At 72.6% G+C, this 17,541-nt stretch carries 17 protein-coding genes; 7 read left to right on the top strand and 10 right to left on the bottom strand.

Annotated features, from left to right (window positions below):
- Positions 1-580 (top strand): SDR family NAD(P)-dependent oxidoreductase (locus tag IEY71_RS06790; protein ID WP_189084480.1); only part of this gene is annotated, 580 nt, incomplete at its 5' end.
- A gap of 52 nt (positions 581-632) precedes the next feature.
- On the opposite strand, the gene IEY71_RS06795 is transcribed toward IEY71_RS06790, so the two are convergent.
- From IEY71_RS06795 to IEY71_RS06825, 7 genes are all read right to left on the bottom strand, one after another.
- Positions 633-1,334: an ABC transporter ATP-binding protein gene (locus IEY71_RS06795; RefSeq protein WP_189084481.1), complete on the bottom strand. Its 702-nt coding sequence runs from the start codon at positions 1,332-1,334 to the stop codon at positions 633-635.
- Positions 1,331-3,124, bottom strand: a complete 1,794-nt coding sequence (locus IEY71_RS06800) for a branched-chain amino acid ABC transporter ATP-binding protein/permease (protein WP_189084482.1) — start codon at positions 3,122-3,124, stop codon at positions 1,331-1,333. The genes IEY71_RS06795 and IEY71_RS06800 overlap by 4 nt, the downstream gene beginning before the upstream one ends.
- A complete protein-coding gene (locus tag IEY71_RS06805) occupies positions 3,111-3,971 on the bottom strand; it encodes a branched-chain amino acid ABC transporter permease (RefSeq protein ID WP_189084483.1) in 861 nt (286 codons plus the stop codon). The genes IEY71_RS06800 and IEY71_RS06805 overlap by 14 nt, the downstream gene beginning before the upstream one ends.
- An 88-nt stretch (positions 3,972-4,059) precedes the next feature.
- Positions 4,060-5,247 (bottom strand): ABC transporter substrate-binding protein, encoded by a 1,188-nt coding sequence (locus IEY71_RS06810; RefSeq protein ID WP_189084484.1) that lies wholly within the window; start codon positions 5,245-5,247, stop codon positions 4,060-4,062.
- A gap of 220 nt (positions 5,248-5,467) precedes the next feature.
- The gene (locus IEY71_RS06815) at positions 5,468-5,860 is read right to left on the bottom strand and encodes a nuclear transport factor 2 family protein (RefSeq protein WP_189084485.1); all 393 of its coding nucleotides are present in this window, start codon (positions 5,858-5,860) and stop codon (positions 5,468-5,470) included.
- A 5-nt stretch (positions 5,861-5,865) separates the two neighbouring features.
- On the bottom strand, positions 5,866-6,675 hold the full coding sequence (locus tag IEY71_RS06820) for a MoaF C-terminal domain-containing protein (protein ID WP_189084486.1): 810 nt from the start codon (positions 6,673-6,675) through the stop codon (positions 5,866-5,868).
- A gap of 125 nt (positions 6,676-6,800) precedes the next feature.
- A complete protein-coding gene (locus IEY71_RS06825) occupies positions 6,801-7,760 on the bottom strand; it encodes an AraC-like ligand-binding domain-containing protein (protein ID WP_189084487.1) in 960 nt (319 codons plus the stop codon).
- Positions 7,761-7,947: 187 nt separating this feature from the next.
- Between IEY71_RS06825 and IEY71_RS06830 the strand changes: the two genes are divergently transcribed.
- From IEY71_RS06830 to IEY71_RS06845, 4 genes are all read left to right on the top strand, one after another.
- Positions 7,948-8,493 (top strand): hypothetical protein, encoded by a 546-nt coding sequence (locus IEY71_RS06830; protein ID WP_189084488.1) that lies wholly within the window; start codon positions 7,948-7,950, stop codon positions 8,491-8,493.
- Between the two features lie 194 nt (positions 8,494-8,687).
- Positions 8,688-10,184, top strand: a complete 1,497-nt coding sequence (locus tag IEY71_RS06835) for a glyceraldehyde-3-phosphate dehydrogenase (protein WP_189084489.1) — start codon at positions 8,688-8,690, stop codon at positions 10,182-10,184.
- Positions 10,185-10,210: 26 nt separating this feature from the next.
- Positions 10,211-11,392: a thiolase family protein gene (locus IEY71_RS06840; RefSeq protein WP_189084490.1), complete on the top strand. Its 1,182-nt coding sequence runs from the start codon at positions 10,211-10,213 to the stop codon at positions 11,390-11,392.
- Positions 11,393-11,459: 67 nt separating this feature from the next.
- Positions 11,460-12,248 (top strand): SDR family NAD(P)-dependent oxidoreductase, encoded by a 789-nt coding sequence (locus tag IEY71_RS06845; protein ID WP_189084491.1) that lies wholly within the window; start codon positions 11,460-11,462, stop codon positions 12,246-12,248.
- 7 nt (positions 12,249-12,255) lie between these two features.
- On the opposite strand, the gene IEY71_RS06850 is transcribed toward IEY71_RS06845, so the two are convergent.
- From IEY71_RS06850 to IEY71_RS06860, 3 genes are all read right to left on the bottom strand, one after another.
- Positions 12,256-13,233 (bottom strand): permease prefix domain 1-containing protein, encoded by a 978-nt coding sequence (locus IEY71_RS06850; protein ID WP_189084492.1) that lies wholly within the window; start codon positions 13,231-13,233, stop codon positions 12,256-12,258.
- Positions 13,230-13,568, bottom strand: a complete 339-nt coding sequence (locus IEY71_RS06855) for a PadR family transcriptional regulator (RefSeq protein ID WP_189084493.1) — start codon at positions 13,566-13,568, stop codon at positions 13,230-13,232. The genes IEY71_RS06850 and IEY71_RS06855 overlap by 4 nt, the downstream gene beginning before the upstream one ends.
- 115 nt (positions 13,569-13,683) lie before the next feature.
- On the bottom strand, positions 13,684-14,901 hold the full coding sequence (locus tag IEY71_RS06860) for a winged helix-turn-helix domain-containing protein (protein ID WP_189084494.1): 1,218 nt from the start codon (positions 14,899-14,901) through the stop codon (positions 13,684-13,686).
- Between the two features lie 140 nt (positions 14,902-15,041).
- On the opposite strand from IEY71_RS06860, the gene IEY71_RS06865 reads away from it, so the two are divergent.
- Both IEY71_RS06865 and ilvA read left to right on the top strand, forming a co-directional pair.
- Positions 15,042-16,280: an AI-2E family transporter gene (locus IEY71_RS06865; protein WP_189084495.1), complete on the top strand. Its 1,239-nt coding sequence runs from the start codon at positions 15,042-15,044 to the stop codon at positions 16,278-16,280.
- A complete protein-coding gene (gene ilvA / locus IEY71_RS06870; RefSeq protein WP_189084496.1) occupies positions 16,277-17,515 on the top strand; it encodes a threonine ammonia-lyase in 1,239 nt (412 codons plus the stop codon). Before IEY71_RS06865 ends, ilvA begins: the two co-directional genes overlap by 4 nt.
- The last annotated feature ends 26 nt before the right edge of the window (positions 17,516-17,541 follow it).

Below are 17,541 nucleotides of genomic sequence, written 5' to 3' on the forward strand. Positions count from 1 at the left end.
GCACGGCCGCCTCGACGTGCTCGTCGCGAACGCGGGCGGCCACGGCTTCGCCGCCGTCGGCGACACCGACGACGCTGCCTGGGAGGCCGCGATGCGCGCGAACCTCACGACCGCCTTCGTGATGGCCAGGGAGAGCCTGCCCGCCCTCATCGAGTCGAAGGGGCAGATCGTCGTGATCTCCTCCCTCGCCGGGCTCTTCGCCGGACCCTCCGTCGCCGGCTACACCGTCGGCAAGCACGCCCTCATCGGCCTCACCCGCACGCTCGCGCGCGACTACGGCCGCCACGGCGTGCGGGTGAACGCGGTCTGCCCCGGTTGGGTGCAGACGCCCATGGCCGACGAGGAGATGGACGAGTTCGCCAAGCACGCGGGCTTCGACGGCGGGCGCGAGGCCGGCTACGCGGCCGTGACCGCCGACGTGCCGCTGCGCCGCGCCGCGGCCCCCGCGGAGATCGCCTCGATCGTGCGCTTCCTCGGCTCGGGGGAGTCCTCCTACATGACCGGCTCCGTGATCGTCGCCGACGGCGGCGCGCACGTGGTCGACCTGCCGACGATCGCCTTCGAGCACGCCGGCATGTGACGAACCCCGAGTCGCCCGGCTTCCTTGGAAGTCGGGCGACTCGGGTGTTCGCTCAGGCGGCGGCGCCGCCGAGGTAGGCGCGATGCAGCAGGCTCGCGTCCTCGCGGAGCGTCGCGGCCGGGCCTTGGAAGCTCACCTGGCCGCTCGCGACGACGAGCGCCTCCTCGGCGAGGCCGAGCGCGAGGTGCGTGAACTGCTCGACGAGGAGCACCCCGACGCCCTGCTCGGCGATCTCCGAGACGATCGGCAGCAGCCGCATGAACACGACGGGTGCGAGGCCGAGCGACATCTCGTCAATGAGCAGGAAGCGGGGCCGCGCGGCGAACGCGCGGGCGAGCACCACCATCTGCTGCTCCCCGCCGGAGAGCAGCGCGGTCGGCGCGTCGATGCGCTTCTCGAGTTCCGGGAAGCGGGCAAGCGCGGCGTCAATCTCCGCCGGCGTGCGGGCGGTGAGCGAGAGGTTCTCCCGCACCGTCAGGGAGGGGAACACCGCCCGCCCCTGCTCGATGTGCACGATGCCCTGCTTCGCCCGGGCGACCCGGGAGAGCTTCTCGATCGGCGTCCCGTCGATGCGGATCGTGCCCGCCGAGATCGGCGCGACTCCCGAGATGCCGTCGAGCAGGCTCGTCTTGCCAGCGCCGTTGGGGCCCACGAGCGCGGTCACCCGGCCCTGCTCGAGCCTGAAGGACACGCCCTGGATGACGGGCCCCGCGCCGCGGCTCACCGCGATGTCGTCGATGATCAACGCACTCACAGCATCTCCGTCTCACCCATGTACGCCTTGATGACCGCGGGGTCCGCGAGCACCTCGTCCTGCGGGCCGCTCGCGAGCACCCGGCCGAAGTCGAGCACGGTGAGCGTCGAGCACACCGTGCGCACGAGGTCGAGATCGTGCTCGATGAGCACGATCGCCATGCCGTAGCGGGCGGGCACCTCACGCAGGCGCGCCCCGAGCTCGAGGTGCTCCTCGTGCGACAGGCCCGCAGCGGGCTCGTCGAGCAGCAGCACGCGCGGCTTCGCGAGCACGTTGGCTGCGACCTCGACGAGGCGTCGCGTGCCGACGTCGACCCCGGCGAGCCGGGTGCGGGCGGGCGGGCAGCCGAAGAAGTCGAGCACCTCGGCGACCTCCTCCGCGGTGACCCGGCGGCGGGCGACGAAGCGCACGTACGCGTCGACGGTGAGGGCGGGCGGCACGCGGTCCTGCTGGAAGGTGCGGCGGAGCCCGAGGCGGGCGCGCTTCGTCGGCGACATCCGGCCGAGCGCCGTGCCGCCGAGCCGCACCGTGCCGCTCGCGTGCGGCAGGAAGCCCGAGATCGCGTCGACGAACGTCGACTTGCCCGCGCCGTTCGGGCCGATGAGGCCCATCACGCTGCCGGCCGGCACCTCGAGGCTCACCTCGTCGAGCGCCTTGAGCGCGCCGAACTGCACGGTGAGCCCCGTGACGGAGAGCGCGGGCTCGTCGCTCGCGGACGCAGCAGGAGGGGCGGGCGGCGCGGATGCCTCGGCCGGCGGCTCGACCGCGGCCCGATCCGCCGCGGCATCCGCCTTGGCCGCCTCGCGCGCGGCCGCGGCGCGGCGGTCCGCGCGCTTCCACCAGAGATTCCGGATGCCCTGGCCGAGGTTCGTGCCGCTCGTGAGCGCCTGCACGCCGAGGGCGCCGAAGATCACGAAGCCCCAGTCCTGCGGCACGCCCCAGCGCTTGAGCAGCTCGGGCACGAGCACCCAGAGGATGCCGCCGAAGATCGCCATGTCGATGAGGTACGCGCCGCTCATCACCGCGAGCACGTACAGCGCGAGCGACTGCAGCGGGGTGAAGCTCGACGCGAAGGGCAGCTGCACCTGACCGGCGAGGAGGCCGCCCGAGATGCCGCCGAGCGCCGCGGAGACCGCGAAGGCGGTGAGCTTCGCCTGCTGCACGCTCTGGCCGACCGAGGCGGTGCCGCGCTCGCTGAACGCGACGGCCTTCCAGCTCGAGCCCCAGCGGCCGCGCTGCAGCCAGAACACCACGAGCCCGCAGACCGCGAGCACGATGATGCTGAAGAAGAAGTAGCCGCGGTCGGTCGAGAAGCCCTCGGGCCGCAGCACGGGGATGCCGTCCTTCGAGCCGGGGAACTGGATCTGCAGCAGCGTCACGTCGAACGCCGCGGCGAAGCCGAGCGTCACGACGGCGAGGTTGACGCCCCGCAGCCGCAGCGCGGGCAGACCCACGAGGATGCCGACGACGCCCGCGGCGAGCCCGCCGGCGATCAGCCAGACGACGAAGCCGCCGGGCACCTCGAGCACGTTGAACAGCGAAACCACCCAGGCGCCCACCGCGGCGAAGGTGAGCTGGCAGAGCGCGATCATGCCGGCCGAGCCGGTCACGATGCCGAGACCGAGGATCGCGATGGCCGCGGTCACGGCCGAGACCGCGAGGAAGACGAAGTAGCCCGAGAGCCCGACGCTCAGCAGGTAGCCGGCGACGACGCCGACGACGGCGACGGCGAGCGGCCAGAGGAAGCGCAGGGCGCGCGAGCGGGCGAGGCCGGAGTCAGCGTGCGGCATCCCACACCTCCTTGCGCTGCGTCCAGAGCAGCAGCACGACGATGAACAGGAACGGCAGGAAGTTGCGGATGAGCGAGACCTCGTCGATCTGCGCGACGAGCCCCGAGAGCACGCCGAGCACGAGGCCGCCGACGACGGCGAGGTCCAGCCGCTTGAAGCCGCCGAGCAGGGCCGCCGCCGCGGCGGGCACGATCAGCATCGCGAGGCTGATCGCGTCGTTCGACTGGGTCGGGGCGACGACGACGATCGCGATGGCGCTGATCACCCCGGTCACGACCCAGACCGCGATCGAGAGGGGCTTCGAGGGGATGCCGAGCAGCTCCGCCGTCGTCGGTCGCTCCGAGAGCGCGCGGAGCCGCGTGCCGATCGCCGTCCGGGTGAGCAGGATGCGCACCGCCACGGCGACGACGATCGCGAGCGACACGGTGACGAGCGTCACCTGGCTGATCACCACCCCGCCGACGGTGAACGCCGGCCCCGAGATGATCGAGGCGAAGGGCTGCGGCTTGTTGCCGAACAGGATGAACGAGAGCGAGATGAGCAGCAGCAGCGGACCGACGGTCATCGCCGAGCGGGTGGTCGTGTCCGCCTCGGACAGCCAGGTCGCCGCGATCCAGCCGATGACGCCGGACAGGACGCCGGCCAGCAGCACCCCGAGCACCGAGCCGAGCCAGATCGGCAGACCGGTCTCGGTGACGAGCCACACGGCCACGAAACCGCCGAACATGCCGGTCGCGGCCTGCGAGAAGTTGACGACGCGCACGAGGCGCGACATGAGGGTGAGGCACACGGCGAGCACCGCGTACAGTCCGCCGGCGGCGAGTCCGGCGAGCGCGCCCTGCAGCATGGCGTGCTCCTTCCTTGCGGGGTTCAGGGAGGGGTCGGGGAGCGAACGGCGGGACCGGCCGGGGGGATGGCCGGTCCCGCCGTCCGGCTCACTCCGGGATCACGATCCAGTCGTCCCCGTTGGACTCCCACGCGTTGGTGCCGCTCAGGAGCTTGATCGGCCAGCCGGCGGTGTTGTCGTGGTGCGCGTCGGCGGTGCCGAAGACCCAGGGCGTGCCGACCATGGGGTTCTCGATCGGCTTCATGTCGTGCAGCGCCTTCGTCACCGACTCACGGGTGATGTCGCCGTCCATGCCCTCGAGCACCTCGATGAAGTACTTCGCGGCGAGGAAGCCGCCCTGGCTGAAGGAGGTGAGCGGGATGTCGTTCGCCTCCATGAGCTCGCGCCACTCCTTGTTGACGTCGCTCTCGGCGTCGGTGAAGGGGTAGAACTCGGCGGGCACGTACACGCCGGCGCCGACGTCGGAGACGGCCTTGGCGAAGTTCTCGCTGTAGACGCTCGTGAGGTAGAGCCAGGTCACGTCGTCCCAGCCCTGGGCGGCGGCGGCCTTGACCTGGCCGATGGCGTCGGGCTCGACGGGGTTCACGGCGACGGCCTTGCAGCCGGCGTCCTTGGCCTTCACGATGTACGGCGTGTAGTCCGAGGCGCCGTAGGGCACGGTGTCGTCGACGTAGATCGGCTCCTTGCCGGTGACCTCGGTCCAGCGGTCGATCGCGGCCTGGTAGGTCGGTCGGGTGGAGCCGGCGATCTCGAGCAGCACGCAGATGTCGTCGAGGCCGAGCACCTCGGAGCCGTAGTACAGCGTCAGCGTCATGTCGTTGAAGGGGCCGACGTTCGCGGGGGCGATGTTCGGGGTCGAGAAGCAGCCGGTGTCGACGCCGATGCCGGGGATCGAGAGGATCTGCTCCTGCTCGTAGTACTGCGCGTTGATCTCGCACTCGATGAGGCTCGCCGAGCCGACCATGGCGACGGCCTCGTCGCTGCCGACGATCTCGCGGGCGGCCGCGGAGGCGCTCGCCGGGTCGCCCTTGTCGTCGAGGGACTTGTACTCGATCTTCCGGCCGTCGAGGCCGCCCGCCTCGTTGAAGGCGTCGAAGACGGCGGCCGCGGCGAGGCTCGCCTCGGGGAAGGTCGCGGGGCCGCTCTTCGTGTTGACGGAGCCGACGACGATGGGCGAGCCGCCGTCGCCGCCGCCGGAGTCGCCGCCGGCGCAGCCGGCGAGCACGAGCGCTGTCGCGGCGGCGAGGGCCGTCGCGCCGAGGAGGTGATGCTTCATTGGATCCTGCCTCTCGATGGCCGCGGGGTCGACCGCGGCATCCGTCGTCGATCCGGGCACGGAACGACGTTGGTGCGTGGCATGCAGTCTCCAGCGGCGCCGTGCGCCCTGGAATGCCGTGCAGCGCACGACGCTTGCCTGAGCGGGAAGACGCGCGCGCCGGGTCCCGGCCCGCCCGCTCCGGAGGGGGCGGGCGGGCCGGCGACGGGTGCTGGCCGGTTCAGGCGGGGCGGATGGCCCGGTTCACCAGCTCGGTGTCCGTGAACTGCTCGAAGCCGGTGACCCGGCCCTCCGCGAGCCGCCAGACGTGCGCGACGCGGGCGGCGAAGAAGCGGCCGGTCTCGCGGTAGGTGCCCGAGTAGGTGCCGATGCCGACGACCGTGTCCCCGCCGTCGACGACCTCGTCGATCGTGAGCGTGTAGTCGTCCCACTCGGCCTGGATGCGCTCGAAGACGTGCTCGGCGACCGCCTGCGGGCCGACGTACGTCCCGGCGTACGGGAAGCCCGCCGCCTCGGTCCAGCGCACCGAGTCCGCGAGCGGTGCGAGCATGCCCGCGAGGTCGCCGGCGTCGGAGGCGGCGTAGTGCGCCCGGATGATCTCCGCGTTGCTCATCCCGGTCACACCGGCTGCGCGTCGGGGTACGCGACCGAGCCGAGCGGGTAGACGTGCCCGCCGGCCTTGGAGTGCTCGCTGCGGCCGTCGCCCGTGAGGCCGAGGAAGTTCCCCGTCGTCATGAGCTGGTAGCCGAGGTCGTGCAGCCACACGCTCGCCACGGCGATCCGGAACTCGCGGAAGCAGAACAGGTACAGCCCGTCGTCGAGCCTCCACACGGTCGAGAGGTCCATGTCGCCGTGCCCGCGCTGCACGCCCTCGAGGCACTGCCACGCGTAGCGCAGGCTCGAGACGTAGACGTGCTCGTAGAGGTGCTCGGGGCTGTAGCGGTACACGTTGCGCTTGCCGATGAGGTCGCGGCTCGGGCCGGGGGCCTCGCCGCTCGGCTCGACGCCGTCGATCGTCGCGGCCCAGAAGGTCTGGCCGACCCGGGGCACGTCGTCGGGCGTCTCGTCGTCGGCGATGCGGCTGAGCACGACGATCGCGCGGCCCGTCGGCGCGGAGAGCACGACCGTGATCGACTCGCGCTCGCGGCTCTCGAGGGGGAGGGTCACGAAGTGCACGCCCTCGCGCACCTCGACCGCGTCGTACGGGTCGACGGCGGGCGCCTGCTGGGCGAGGGCGCCGCCGCCCGTCCAGCGCACGGTGCCCTCGTCGAAGGCGAGCTCGAGCCGTTCGCCGTCGTCGAGCGAGAGCCCGACCCGGCGGCCGGCGAGCGAGCCGCTCGGCAGGCGGTACGTGTCGATCCCCGCCGCGAACTCGTCGTAGGTGTGCCAGTCCTCTTCGCCCTTCACCGGGGCGGTGGTGTCGGTCATGCTGCGTCCTTCCGGTCGGTGTTCGAGCCATGCTCGGCCCGGGCCGGAGTCCGCCTCAAGGGCGGCGGCATGATCGTGCGGGGCTGGTCAATCCGCGTGCCGCGCTCGGCAAGCGGGCATCGCGCTCAGCGGGCGCGGAGCTCGCTCGGCGCGTGCCCGTAGGCGGCCTTGAACGCGCGGCTGAAGTGCGCGGCGTCGACGAAGCCCCAGCGCGCCGCGATCGCCGCGACGGGGCGGTCGGCGTAGAGCGGGTTCATCAGGTCGCGGCGGCAGCGCTCGAGCCGCCGGGTGCGGATCCACGTCGACACGGTGGTGCCCTGCGACTGGAAGAGCCCGTGCAGATGCCGGGTGGAGATGTAGTGCGCGGCCGCGATGGAGGCGGGCCCGAGCTCGGTCGAGGCGAGGTTCTCGTCGATGTGGGCGCGGATGCGCTGCATGAGCGCCTGGTGCGGGTCGCCGCCCTCGCGGTCGAGGTCGAGCTCGCGGGCGAACACGGTCGTCACGAGGTCGAGGGCGCTGTGCGTGAGGCGGACGCCGGCGGAGCCGTGCAGCTGTTCGAGGTTGCCGGCGAGCTGGGTGAGGTACGGCACGACGAGCGCGCCGAGCCCCTCGTCGCCCGCCATGCGGACGGCGGTCAGCTGTCCCACCACCTCGGAGGGGAGGTCGATGAGGTGCTTCGGGAACATCACGACCATGGTGCGGAACTCGGCGTCGAAGACGAGCGAGTAGGGGCGGTTGGTGTCGTAGACCGCGAGGTCGCCGGGGCGCAGCACCGCCTCGCGGTTGTCCTGGATCAGGATGCCGGAGCCGGCGAGCATGAGGCTGAGCTTGAACGAGCCGCGGTCGCCGCGGGCGATGAGCTCCGGGGTGCGCTCGACGATGTGGTCGGTGGCCCGCACCTCGCTCACGTGCACCTCGTCGACGTTCGCCGCACGGATGAGGCCGCGGAACGGGTCGGGATGCTCGCTCGTCACCTGCAGCGGCACGAAGGCGTCGCTCACGGCGGTGCGGAAGGCGGAGAAATCACGCGCGAGGATGGTCGAGACGGGGCCTTGCTCGGGACGAGCGGCGGGGGAGCTGTGCACGGGTTCACCTCGATGTGCTCGGAACGCGACTGCGTTGTATACGATCCGTAGCGGCGAGCTTAGCAGGCTCCCGCGGGCACGGCACCCGCCCCGGAACGGGGCACGCCGGGCGTCGGTGCGCTCGCGGTCAAGGCCGCTGCGCCCGCGTCACTGCGGTGCGCACCCCGCGCTCGCTAGCGTCGGGAGCGTGCTCGCCCCCGTCCTCACCGCCGCCGCCCTCGGGCTCACCGCGGCGTCCGGCGCCTGCGCGGGCCTCGCCGTCGTGCGCCGCGCTGCGCCGAAGCGGGTCGTGCCCGCGGCGATCGCGATGGCGGTCTCCGCGGTGGACATGCTGCTCCCCGGCACCCTGCTCGCGCCGGTCGCGTGGGGCGCGCTGCTCCTCCTGCTCGCACTCGGCCTCCTCCTCGGTCGCACTGCGGCCACGGCGCGCGCCGAGCTCGCCTGGCACGCCGGCTCGACGCTCGTGATGGCGGCGATGTGGTTCGGGATGGCGATGCCCGCGGCGGCCGCCGTCACGGAGCCCGCCGTCACGGCGCCCGGCGGTGCAGCGCACGGCGGGCACGGCGGCCCGGTGCTCGGGGTGCTGCTCCTCGTCGCGGCCCTCGCGCTCGCCGTGGCGGCGTTCCGGCACCTGCCGCGGGCCCGCCGTCAGGAGCCGGGCATCGCCGCGTGGCGGCATCCGCTGATGGCCGTCGCGATGCTCGCCATGCTCGCCGCCATGCCCGCCTGGTGACCGCCGGCGAGCGGGCGGCTCCCGCGCGCGGCGCGAACTGAGCGACGCTCGACGCACGGTACACTGATGGCGGGCCGAGGTGCCGCCGCGTCCAGTCCTTCCCACTCCGCGGGTCCGTACAATCCCAGACACCCCCGTATTCGAGTGCGGTCGACGCTGCCCACCTGCGCGCGCGAGGCCGAGAAGGACGCAACGTGAGCCACGAGTTCGAAGCCCGACGTCAGGACTGGATCGCCCGAGAGGAGCTCGCCGAGCGGATGATCCCGCTCATCGGCGGCCTCTACCGAGACCACGGCGTGGTCACGAGCATCCACGGCCGGCGGCTCATCAACCGCTCGGCCGTCGAGCTGCTGAAGGCGCACCGCTTCGCGCGCCAGGCCGGCGACGTCGAGCTCGACCTCGAGGACACCATGCGCGTGCTCGAGGCCCTCCGCGACATCGCCCCCGGCCCGGCCTCGATCGACGTCGCCCGCCTCGTCAGCCGCTACGCCGACGCCGCCGGTGAGCTCGACGACGCCGCCGCGCTCGCCGACTTCCTGCGCGCGGAGCTCGCGCCCGTCCTCGTCGACGTCGACGCGGCCCCGGCCGAGGGCACCGATGTCGTGCTCTACGGGTTCGGCCGCATCGGGCGTCTGCTCGCTCGCATCCTCATCGCCCACTCCGGCGGCGGCCAGGGGCTCCGCCTGCGCGCCATCGTCGTCCGCCGCGGCAGCGACAACGACCTGCAGAAGCGGGCCAGCCTGCTCCGCCGCGACTCGGTGCACGGCCCCTTCCAGGGCACCATCGAGGTCGACGAGGAGGCGAACACGATCCTCGCGAACGGCACGCTCATCCAGGTGATCTACTCGGACGACCCGGCGTCGATCGACTACACCGCCTACGGCATCCGCGACGCGATCGTCGTCGACAACACCGGCCGCTGGCGCGACGAGGCCGGCCTCGAGCAGCACCTGCGCTCCACCGGGGTCTCCCGCGTGCTCCTTACCGCGCCCGGCAAGGGCGCCATCAAGAACATCGTGCACGGCATCAACCACGACGTCATCGAGCCGGGCGACCGCATCCTCTCCGCCGCCTCCTGCACGACGAACGCGATCACCCCGGTGCTCGCCGCCATCGACGAGGCCTACGGCGTCGTCCGCGGTCACGTCGAGACGGTGCACTCCTTCACGAACGACCAGAACCTCATCGACAACTTCCACAAGGGCGACCGGCGCGGGCGCTCGGCCGTGCTGAACATGGTCATCGCCGAGACCGGCGCCGCGAAGGCCGTCTCGAAGGCCCTGCCGCAGCTCGAGGGCAAGCTCACCGGCTCCGCCATCCGGGTGCCGACGCCCGACGTGTCGCTCGCCATCCTGAACCTCCAGCTCGAGCGGCCGACCGACAAGGCGACGCTGAACGGCTTCCTGCGGCAGACCTCGCTGACCTCGCCGCTGCGCCAGCAGATCGACTACATCGAGTCGCCCGAGGTCGTGTCGACCGACTTCGTCGGCTCGAACCGCGCCGGCATCGTCGACGGCCTCGCGACGATCGCCGACGGCACCGACGTCGTGCTCTACGTCTGGTACGACAACGAGTACGGCTACTCCTGCCAGGTGGTCCGCGTCATCGAGGCGATGGCCGGCAGCCACCCGATCGTGCTCCCCGAGCGCGTGCCGGTGGTCGTCGAGCGCGAGATCGCCCCGGTTCCCTGAGCGGGGCCGCGACGTAGGCTGAGGGCATGAGCACCGAAGCCGTCATCGTCGACGTCGTGCGCACTCCGGTCGGGCGGGGCAAGCCCGGCGGGATGCTCTCGGCCGTGCATCCCGTGGACCTGCTCGCCGGAGTCCTCGACGCGATCGTGGGGCGCAACGACCTCGATCCCGCGCTCGTCGAGGACGTCATCGCCGGCTGCGTCAGCCAGGTCGGCGAGCAGTCCATGAACCTCGCCCGCAGCGCCGTGCTCGCGGCGGGATTCCCCGAGACGGTGCCGGCGACGACGATCGACCGGCAGTGCGGTTCGAGCCAGCAGGCCGTGGCGTTCGCCGCGCAGGCGGTGCTCGCCGGACAGGCCGAGATCGTGATCGCCTGCGGCGTGGAGTCGATGAGCCGGGTGCCGCTCGGCTCCTCGCTGCAGGGGGCCGACCCGCAGGGCGAGCGCTTGCGTGCCCGGTACCCGGAGGGCCTCGTCAACCAGGGCGTCGCCGCCGAGCTCATCGCGGCGCGCTGGGGCCTCGACCGGGAGCGGCTCGACGCCTACGCCGCGCGCTCGCACGAGCTCGCGGCCGCGGCGGCCGAGTCGGGCGCCTTCGCCACGGAGCTCGTGCCGGTGCCGGGCATCGATCGCCTGAGCGACGAGACCGTCCGGCCGGGCACGACCGTCGAAGGCCTCGCCGGGCTCCCGGCGGCATTCCGCACCGACGAGCTCGCCGACCGCTTCCCCGAGCTCGACTGGCGCATCACTGCCGGCAGCTCCTCACCGCTCAGCGACGGCGCCTCGGCCGCGCTCATCATGAGCCGGGCCGCCGCCGAACGCCTGGGGCTCCCGCCCCGAGCCCGCTTCCACGCCTCCGTCGTCGTCGGCAGCGACCCGATGACGATGCTCACCGGGGTCATCCCGGCGACGGCCCGCGTGCTCGAGCGAGCGGGCCTCGATCACGACGACATCGACGCCTACGAGGTCAACGAGGCCTTCGCCTCCGTCCCGCTCGCTTGGCTCGCCGACACCGGCGCCGACCCCACGAAGCTCAACCCGCGCGGCGGAGCGATCGCGCTCGGGCATGCGCTCGGCTCCTCGGGCACGCGCCTGCTCACCACGCTCGTGAACCAGCTCGAGGCGAGCGGCGGACGCTTCGGGCTGCAGACGATGTGCGAGGGCGGCGGGATGGCGAACGCGATGATCATCGAGCGGACGACGTCCTGAGCGCTCGCCGCTCCGGGCGACGAGCCTGCGCCGCCCGATCCGAACACGACGAAGGGACCACCCAGGAATGGAACTGACCGGCACTTCAGCGATCGTCACCGGCGGAGCCTCCGGCCTCGGCCGGGCCACCGCGCGCGCCCTCGTCGACGGCGGGGCGTCCGTCGTGCTCGTCGACCTGCCGGGGCCCCGTGGCGAGGAGGCCGTCGCCGAACTCGGCGGCACCGCCCGCTTCGTCGCCGCCGACGTCGCCGACGAGGCGCAGGTGCGCGCCGCGGTCGCGGCCGCGAGCGCACTCGCCCCGCTCCGCGTGGCCGTGAACTGCGCGGGCATCGCCACCGGCAACCGCACGGTCGGCCGGGAGGGGCCCGCCCCGCTCGACGTGTTCGAGCGGACCATCCGGGTGAACCTCATCGGCACGTTCAACGTGACCCGGCTCGCCGCCGCCGCGATGGCGGAGACCGAGCCGGTCTCCGCGGGCGTCGCGGGCGGACCGGCCACCGCCGAACGCGGCGTCATCGTGAACACGGCGTCCGTCGCGGCCTTCGACGGGCAGATCGGGCAGGCCGCCTACTCCGCCTCGAAGGGCGGGGTCGCGGCGATGACGCTGCCGCTCGCGCGCGACCTCTCGAAGCTGCTCATCCGCGTCGTCACGATCGCGCCCGGGATCTTCGAGACGCCGATGATGGCGGGCATGCCGCAGGAGGTGCAGGACTCACTCGCCGCCCAGGTGCCGCACCCCTCGCGGCTCGGCTCACCGGCCGAGTACGCCGATCTCGTGCGCGCGATCGTGCGCAACCCGATGCTGAACGGCGAGACGATCCGCCTCGATGGCGCCATCCGCATGCAGCCGAAGTAGCCGCTGCTCAGGCGGCGGTGCGGCGCTCCCGGCTCGCCCGCCAGGTCTTCACCACGCCGTCGACGACATCGGCGATCGCCACGCCGACGACGGTCACGACCGCGACGGCCACGACGATCGGCCCGGCGTCGCCCCAGGGCCAGCCCATCGCCGCGAGCGCGTCCGGGTTGAACAGGCGGCCCTCGAGGAGGAGCCAGAGGGCGGGCACTGTGAACGCGAGGTTCAGCAGCACGTTGACGCCGGCGAGCCACCACGTCCAGCCGATCGCGTAGACGGCGACGGCGAAGAGGATCTCGAGCCCGATGATGGCGATGAAGTAGGGCAGCCAGAAGCTCCAGAGCGCGGGGTCGAGCAGCGGCACCGACTCGAGCTGCGGAACCCACGGGATGCCGAACTGCTGCCACACGATGGCGACGGCGAACACCACGAGGAAGAACACCGCGGCGATGAGATCCGCGAGTCGCGAGGTGCGCACGGGCTCCACGGTCGCGGGCAGCTGATCGAGCGTCCACAGCGCGTCGAGGCCGCGCTTGCCCTCGGGGGCGGGCGAGCGCTCGAGCACGGCGAAGACCAGTGTCGTCCAGAACCCGATATGCACGACGACCGAGAGCGACACGACGACCGCCGAGCCGATCACGTCGCCGATCGGGGCGCCCGAGATCGCCTTGCCGAGGGCGACCCCGACGGCGGAGATCGGCACCACGATGGCGAGCAGCAGCTTCAGCAGCCGCCACCAGGTGAGGTAGTAGCGCGGCCCGATGAGCTGGAGCGGTCGGTCGACGTAGCCGGCGGCCAGGGCGACCGGATCGCCGAGCTCGGTGAGCACCGCGCGCTCGGCCTCCTCGGGGGAGGAGCCCTGATCGAGCAGGGCGTCGGTCTCGTCGCCGATGCGCTCGCGCAGCTCCCGCTCGAGCTCGCGGCGCTGGGCCTCGGGCACACTGCGGGCGGCCGCCCAGACGTAGCGGTCGGTCAGCGTGGCGGTCATGAGTCGTCTCCCGTCAGGCGCGAGAGCGCCGCGTCGATGAGTTTCCAGTCGCCGGTGAGCGTCTCGGCGAGACGTTCGCCGGCAGGGCTCGTGCGGTAGAACTTGCGGGGCCTCGCCTCGTCGGTGTTCCATTCGCTCGTGAGCAGCCCCTGCTTCTCGAGCCGGCGCAGCAAGGGGTAGAGGGTGTTCGCGTCGACCGTGATGCCGAGCGCGTTCAGCGACTCGAGCAGGGCGTAGCCGTAGTCGGCGGTGCGCAGGCGGATGAGGCAGGCGAGCACGACGGTGCCGCGGCGCAGCTCCTGGAGGTGGCCGGCGGTGAGATCGTCTGTGCTCATGACTCACACGATACTGTGCATCACACACTATTGCAAGACGCACGATGACGTGCGGATATTCGGGCGCGCGCGGGTGCGGGCCCGCGAGCTCCGCTCTCTGCCGCGTGGGATCCGCTCAGGCCGAGCGGAGCTCCGCCTCGATCGCGGGGGAGAGGTCGCCCCGACCCGCGACCGCGACCTCGTCGAGTCCCTGCCAGGCGGCGGCGCGTCGCAGCACCGGCACGAGCCTCGCCGCCGTCTCCTCGGGCGCACCCGGTTCGACCCAGGCGGACTGCACGCGCAGCACGCCGGCCTGTCGATCGCTCTTCAGGTCGACCCGGCCGACGATGCGGTCGTCGAGCAGCAGCGGCAGGCTGTAGTACCCGAACACCCGTTGCGGCTCGGGCGTGTAGATCTCGATGCGGTAGTGGAAGTCGAACATGCGCTCGGTGCGCGGCCGGAACCACACCACCGGGTCGAAGGGGGACAGCAGCGCGGTGGACTCGATTCGGCGCGGACGGCGGGCGTCGCGGTGCAGCCAGCTCGGCGTCGCCTTGGAGCCGGTGCGCCAGCCCGGCACCTCGACGGGCAGGAGCACGCCCGCCTCCTCGAGCTCGGAGATCGCGCGCCGGACCGGCGCGCGCTTCATGCGCCAGTAGTCGGCGAGGTCGGCCTCGGTGCCGATGCCGAGGGCGGATGCCGCGAGCTCGACGAGCTCGCGGACAGCATCGGGCTCGGGCGGCGCCGAGTCGATCAGCTCGGCGGGCAGCGCCTGCTCGGGCAGCGCGTAGACGCGCTCGAAGCGCCGCCGCTCGACGCAGACCACGTCACCGGTGCGGAACATCATCTCGAGGGTGCGCTTGACATCGGACCAGCCCCACCAGGGCCCGCGCCGCTCGTTCGCGTCGTGCTCGATCTCGCTCGCGCGCAGCGGGCCCTTCGCCGCGAGCTCGGACCGCAGCCACCCCGCGAGGCCGCGGTCGTCGGCGACCCAGCCGCCCCAATCCTCGCCGCGGTCGCGGTACTCGGCTCGGCGGAACTCGAAGAGCGGCCAGAGCCGCCGCGGGATGAAGGCCGCCTGATGCGCCCAGTATTCGACCGTGCGGCCGCGCCGGCCGTAGGTGAGCCGGTCGAGCGCCCCGCGGTCGTAGTGGCCGAGGCGGCTGAAGGCGGGGAGGTAGTGACTGCGCTCGAACACGTTCACCGAGTCGATCTGCAGCAGGCCGAGCCGGTCGACCACGCCGCCGATCGCTCGCGGGCCGGCGGCCTCGCCCGGCTCGAAGACCGGCTTGCCGATGCCCTGCGCGGCGAGCGCGATGCGGCGGGCGAGCGCGGGGCTGACGGTGTCGACCATGTCGGGAGGCTACCGGGCGCCGCCGACATCCGCCGAGTCGCGTCGCGTTCGCCCAGGCCAGCCCAGGCCGGGCCAGGCCAGGCCCGGCCCGGCCGGGCCCGCATGCCGGTGCCGGAATAGGCCGCATTTAGACTGGAGCGATGGAGGACTCGAAGGGGCGGGCTCGAGGCAGGTTCCTGCGACGGTCGCGAGCGGCCGACGCGGAGGCGACGAAGCACGAGGCTCCCGACGAACGGGACGCCCGCGAGGGCGTGCCCTACGGCATGCGGCTCGCCGCGGCCTGGTCCTGGCGGCTGCTGCTCGTCGGCGGCGTCGTCGCGGTCGTGATCTTCCTCGTCATCCAGCTCCGGCTCATCGTGATCCCGCTGCTCGTGGCCGTGCTGCTCTCGGCGCTGCTCGTGCCGTTCAGCCAGTTCCTGCAGCGGCACCGCTGGCCCAAGTGGCTCTCCGTCACGACGGCGATGCTGGCGATGCTCGCCGTCGTCGGCGGGCTGCTGACGCTCGGCATCTGGCAGATCGCGCGCGGTTCCGACGAACTCGCCGCGCAGTCGCTCACCGCCTGGGAGGACCTCAAGGTCTGGCTCCTCGAGGGGCCGTTCCACATCACCGAGGCGCAGCTGAACGACTGGGTCGGCCAGGCCGTCACCGCGATCCAACAGGACTCGGGCGTGCTGTGGAGCGGGGCGCTCTCGGTCGGCTCGAGCTTCGGGCACTTCCTCGCGGGCATGCTGCTCGCCCTGTTCGCGACGCTGTTCATCCTCATCGACGGCCGCGGCATCTGGCGCTGGCTCGTCGGCATCTTCCCGCGTCGCGGCCGCGCGGCCATCGACGGCGCCGGACGCGCGGGCTGGACCACGCTGCAGAACTTCGTGAAGGTGCAGATCCTCGTCGCGACGATCGACGCGGTCGGCATCGGCCTCGGCGCGCTCCTGCTCGGCGTGCCGCTCGCCATCCCGATCGCGGTGCTCGTCTTCCTCGGCTCCTTCATCCCCATCGTCGGCGCCGTGGCGACGGGCGCGCTCGCCGTCTTCGTCGCGCTCGTGTACAACGGCTGGGTCATCGCGCTCATCATGCTCGGCGTGGTGCTCCTCGTGCAGCAGGTCGAGGGGCACGTGCTCCAGCCGCTGATCATGGGCACCGCCGTCAAGGTGCACCCGCTCGGCGTCGTGATCGCCGTCGCGACGGGATCGCTGCTCGCCGGCATCCCAGGCGCCCTCTTCGCCGTGCCGATCGCCGCCGTCGCGAACGTCATGATCGCGTACATCGCGAAGGGCGACTGGAAGCGCGGCAGCCCGCCCGCCGACTCCGACGCGACCTCCCCGCTCTGGCGCACCGTCCCGCAGCGTCCCGGCTTCCAACGAGGAGAACCCACCCCGTGACCATCACCTTCCCCGGCCCCGGGCTCGCCGACTTCGAGCGTGCCCGCGGGATCGTCTCCCGCGTCGCCCGCGAGACGCCCATGGAGTCCTCCCGCTACCTCGCCCGCGTCGTCGGCGCCCCCGTGCATCTGAAGTGCGAGAACCTGCAGCGCACCGGCTCCTACAAGCTCCGCGGCGCCTACCACCGCATGTCGAGCCTGAGCCCGGAGGAGCGCGAGCGCGGCGTCGTGGCCTCCTCGGCGGGCAACCACGCGCAGGGCGTCGCCTTCGCCGCCCGCGAGCTCGGCATCAAGGCGACCATCTTCATGCCCGTCGGCGTCGCCCTGCCGAAGCTCGAGGCGACCCGCGCGTACGGCGCGGACGTCATGCTCGCCGGCGCCTCCTTCGGCGAAACTCAGCAGGCCTCGATCGAGTACGCCGAGCGCACCGGGGCCGTCCTCATCCCGCCCTTCGACCACCCCGACGTCGTCGCCGGCCAGGGCACCCTCGGCCTCGAGATCCTCGACCAGGTGCCCGACGCCGCGACCATCGTCGTGCCGATCGGCGGCGGCGGGCTCGCCGCGGGCATCGCGAGCGCCGCGAAGCAGAAGGCCGCCGCCGAGGGGCGCACGATCCGCGTGATCGGCGTGCAGGCGGCGAACGCCGCCCCGTACCCCGTGTCGATCGACGCGGGGGAGCCGGTGCAGGTGCCCGTGCTGCCCACGATCGCCGACGGCATCGCGGTGTACCGGCCGGGCGAGCTGAACTTCCGCATCATCCGCGAGGCGGTCGACGAGGTCGTCACCGTCGGCGAGGACGACATCGCCCGCGCCCTGCTGGTGCTGCTCGAGCGCGCGAAGCTCGTGGTCGAGCCGGCCGGCGCGGTGTCGGTGGCGGCGCTCCTCACCGGTGCGGTGCAGTCCGAGGGGCCCGTCGTGGCGATGCTCTCGGGCGGCAACATCGACCCGCTCCTCATGCAGCGCGTCATCTCGCACGGCCTCGCCGCCTCGGGCCGGTACCTGACGGTGCGCGTCGGCCTGCCCGATCGGCCGGGGCAGCTCCTGCGCATCGCGGAGCTCCTCGCCGGCTCGCACGCGAACGTGGTGGAGGTGCTGCACACGAGGCACGGCCGCGGTCTGCAGATCTCCGAGGTCGAGATCGACATCTCGGTCGAGACGCGCGGCCCCGAGCATCGCACGCAGGTCGTCGAAGTGCTCCGCAGCGCGGGCTACGCGCCCGTCGTCCTCGACGACTGACGACCGGCTCGCGACGCGCGAGCGCC

Origin of the sequence: Agromyces mediolanus (assembly GCF_014648575.1) — a bacterium.
GTDB lineage: Bacteria > Actinomycetota > Actinomycetes > Actinomycetales > Microbacteriaceae > Agromyces > Agromyces mediolanus.